Source organism: Streptomyces sp. NPDC053673, from assembly GCF_055585225.1.
In genome coordinates this window covers 1-3,843 of record NZ_JBVJKN010000078.1, presented here as the reverse complement: position 1 = coordinate 3,843, position 3,843 = coordinate 1, and the positions used below count along the sequence as shown (strand labels likewise).

The window sequence follows — 3,843 nt, the reverse complement described above, 5'->3', positions numbered from 1 at the left end:
GGAGACCACCACGGTGTGGGACACCCCAGGGGTGTTGTCCACGAAGTTGGTGATCAACCAGTTCAGATTCTGCGCCGCCTGGCTCATCGGGCTCACACTAACGCTCCTGGTTGTAGGTACTGCCCGGGCCGAAGCCCGATCCGTTCGTGTCCGTTCCCGCGCTGCGTCCCTTCTGGACACCGCGTCGCAGGTTGCTCAACCTGCCACGCACGTCCTCAGGGGCGCGGGAAACCTGTGGGCCACCCTGCGGGGTCTGCTCCGCCGTGCCCTCGACCAGGTTGGCCTTGGGAACCCGCCGGGGAAGGCCGGACGGGGTGACTCCGCCCGCCTTGGGCTCGCGGAGCTTCTCGGCCCGCTGCCAGCGCTCGTCGTTCTTCGAGCGCCAGTCGCCGGAGCCGTCCCCCTCCGCCTGCCCGCCCTGCGGTGCCTGGGGGGCCTGCCTGGCCTGTCCTGCCTGTCCGGTGTTGGTACCCCGGGACTGCTGGCCCTGCTGGCTGCTGCCGCGGCGCGGCAGACCGGCGTCGGTCAGATGGCTGGTGTTCGAGGCCGGACCCGGACGGTCGAAGCCTACGCGCTCGGGGGCGTTCGCGGGACCGCCGGGAGCAGATTCCGCATCCGTTCGGTACTCCGGTTCGTACGCACCCTGGTACGCGCCCTGATCCGCCCACTCTCCCTGGTGGGACTGGGGGGCGAACTGGTCGTCGTACTGCGGCTGCGAGCCCTGCGGAGCGTCGTAACCAGCCTCCGCATAGGTCTGCTGCCGAGGCTCGGGGTAACCGCCGGAAACCTGGAACTCACCAGTGCGGTCGTAGCCGTTGCCCTCGAAGCCGTCACGGTCGTAACCGCCCCGCTCGAAGCCGCTCTGCTCGTAGCCGTTCTGCTCGTAGCCGTTCTGGTCGTACGCGGCCTGCGGCTCCTGCGCCGCGTAGCCCTGCTCGTACTGCTCCCCGGCGTAGCCGTCCTGCTCGCCGTAGCCCTGCTGGGCCTCGTCGCGGAACAGCGGGCGGTCGCCGCCGTGGGCCTGCGCCTCCAGCGCCGCACGGCGCTCCTCGCGCATCAGCGAGCGGTTGACCGGGTCCAGCTGGCGCTCGTCGCCCGGAGCCTGCTCGTAGCGGGAGTCGTCGAAGCCGAGCTCCGCCGCGGTGCGCATCGGAGCGGGCTCGAAGGCCTGCTGCTGCGCCTGCTGCTGCGGAATGATCTGGGAGACGGTGAAGTCGTCCTGCGGGAGCGCCTCACCGCCACCACCGTGGGTGATCGCGTCCGGGAGCATGACCAGCGACGTCGTACCGGCCTGCTCGCCCGAGGGGCGCAGCTGGACGCGGATGCCGTGCCGGTCGGCGAGGCGGCCGACCACGAAGAGGCCCATGCGCTGCGAGACCGCAGCGTCCACCGTCGGCGGGTTGGCCAGCTTGTGGTTGATGTCCGCGAAGTCCTCGGCGGTCAGGCCGATGCCCTTGTCGTGGATCTCGATCATGACCCGACCGTCAGGGAGCCTGGTTGCGGTGACGCGAACCTTGGTCTGCGGTGAGGAGAACGTCGTGGCGTTCTCCAGCAACTCGGCGAGGAGGTGCACGAGGTCGGTCACGGCCTGGCCGTGGATCTCGGACTCCGGGACACCGGTGAGCTCGATGCGCTCGTACGACTCCACCTCGGACGAGGCGGCGCGCAGCACGTCCACCAGCGGAACCGGCTGGTTCCAGCGGCGGCCGGGCTCCTCGCCGGCGAGAACGAGGAGGTTCTCGCCGTTGCGGCGCATACGGGTCGCGAGGTGGTCCAGCTTGAAGAGGTTCTCCAGCTGGTCCGGGTCGGCCTCGTTGTTCTCCAGATCGGTGATCAGGGTCAGCTGGCCCTCGATCAGCGACTGGTTGCGGCGCGAGAGGTTGGTGAAGATCGCGTTGACGTTGCCCCGCAGCATGGCCTGCTCGGCCGCGAGCCGGACGGCCTCGCGGTGGACCTGGTCGAAGGCGCGGGCGACCTCGCCGATCTCGTCCTGGGTGTCGATCGGGATCGGCTGGACGCGGGTGTCGACACGGCCCGGCTCGGTACGGGACAGCTGGTCGACCAGCATCGGCAGGCGCTGCTCGGCGATGCCGAAGGCGGCGGTGCGCAGCTGGCGCATCGAGCGGCTCATCTGGCGGGCCACCATGCCGGCCACGATGAACGCGGTGAGCAGGGCGATGATGACGATCAGACCGTTGACGACGGCGTCGGTCTTGGCGTCGTCGGAGATCCGCGCGGCCTCGGCCACGGACTTGTCGACGAGGTCCTTCTCGACCTCGCTGTAGCCGTCGAACTTGGCGGTGGCGGCGGCCATCCAGAAGTCCGGGGTCACGCCCTTCTCGGCGAGCTCCTCGGGGTCGCCGCCCTTGCTGATCTCGCCGACCATGCCGTCGTAGACGGAGCCGTTCGAGTTCGGCGGGGCCTTGAACGGCACATTGGCGGCGGCGGCCTGCGCGGCGGCGGCGGCGAGCCGCTTGGCGCCCTCTTCCGACTTGCGGCGCATGACGGTCTGCAGCTTCTCGGTGTCCTCCGCCGTACCGCCGGAGACGTACTCGGCGAGGGCGATGCCCTCAAGGTAGGCGTACGAGGAGAAGGCGACCGTCTGACCGGCCTTGATGGACTTCTTGCTGTTCGGCTTGACGAGCAGCTCCATGCCGATGGAGCGCTGCAGCGATTCGGCGGCCTTGGCCAGCTGGATCGCGTACACCATGCGGCCGTAGCTCGTGACGTTGCCGGTGCCGAGTCCGAGCTCGTTGGAGAACTCCATCAGCGAGTGCTGGACGAGCGTGTAGCCCTCCTGCGTGCCGACCGGTCCGGGCTTGTCGTCGGTGGGGTCGTTGGGGTTGCCCCTGGACTTCTCCGCGGTCTCGAGCTTGCTGGTGTAGGCGGCCTTGCGGAGGTCTTCGAGCTTCGGCTCCTCCGCGCGGAAGAGCTGGAGGCGGCGCTCGAGGCCCTGCTTCTCCGGCATGTTCCTGACGGCCGCGTCGAACTTCAGCTTCGCGGCGTCGGTCAACGCGCGGGCCTCTTTGACGACCTTGTCCTCGCGCTTGCCCTCCAGCAGCGGCCGGGCGGTGAGGTCGCGCTCGTTGAGCAGGGCCTGGCCGTACTCCGAGGCGGCGCGCACGATGAGCGCCGTCTTCTCGGCGTCCTGTGCCTCGTTCCAGGTGTCGATCGATCCCTTGACCTGGAAGCCGCCCATGACGAGGCCGACCAGCACGGGTATGAGGAGGATCGCGTTCAGCCTGGTGGGCACGCGCCAGTTGCGGGGGGACAGCTTGCTGGAGCTGCCAGTGGTGGGTTGCGCCACGGGCTGTACATCCGCAGGCGATGCCGCTGCACGCGGGGGCGGGGTGAAGTTGCCCCGCGCCTGCTGCTCTGCGGAGCTCGTCTTGCTTCGCCTCACTCGACCAACAACCTCTCGGCGTCGGCACCTACGTTGTGCCGTTTATTGTTCAGGGCCGTACTACTCACGAGTTCGTTGATTTCAGCACGCCAGGCCGGTCGGTTCCAAACAGTGGCAATCGGCCGTTCCGAGTGCTCCAAGCCGCAGATAAAACGGGCATAAAGAGCGAGCCCAGTCAAATTGTGGGGCATATGTGAGCGCAGTGATACCAGTCGAATGCATCGGGTGTCCGAGCCCGGTCAATTCTCTGTCGAAACGTTATGAACACGGAGGCGGACCGTGTCAAAGGGACACGGTCCGCCTTACCCGGGTATACGACAACTGCCGTACGACCACCACTACTTGAGGCGGGCCATGAGTGCGTGTTCGACGAGGGTGATGAGGGCGCTCTTGGCGTCGGCGCGGTGGCGGGCGTCGGTGGTGATGATCGGTGCGTCGGG

At 68.3% G+C, this 3,843-nt stretch carries 1 protein-coding gene and 2 pseudogenes; all 3 read right to left on the bottom strand.

Annotated features, from left to right (window positions below):
- Positions 1-180, bottom strand: a pseudogene (locus ACZ6ZQ_RS38335) (hypothetical protein); the annotation flags it as partial.
- The gene (locus ACZ6ZQ_RS38330; RefSeq protein ID WP_469773162.1) at positions 98-3,403 is read right to left on the bottom strand and encodes a sensor histidine kinase; all 3,306 of its coding nucleotides are present in this window, start codon (positions 3,401-3,403) and stop codon (positions 98-100) included. The gene ACZ6ZQ_RS38330 and the pseudogene ACZ6ZQ_RS38335, both read right to left, overlap by 83 nt.
- A gap of 338 nt (positions 3,404-3,741) precedes the next feature.
- Positions 3,742-3,843: pseudogene (locus ACZ6ZQ_RS38325) on the bottom strand (ATP-binding protein); the annotation flags it as partial.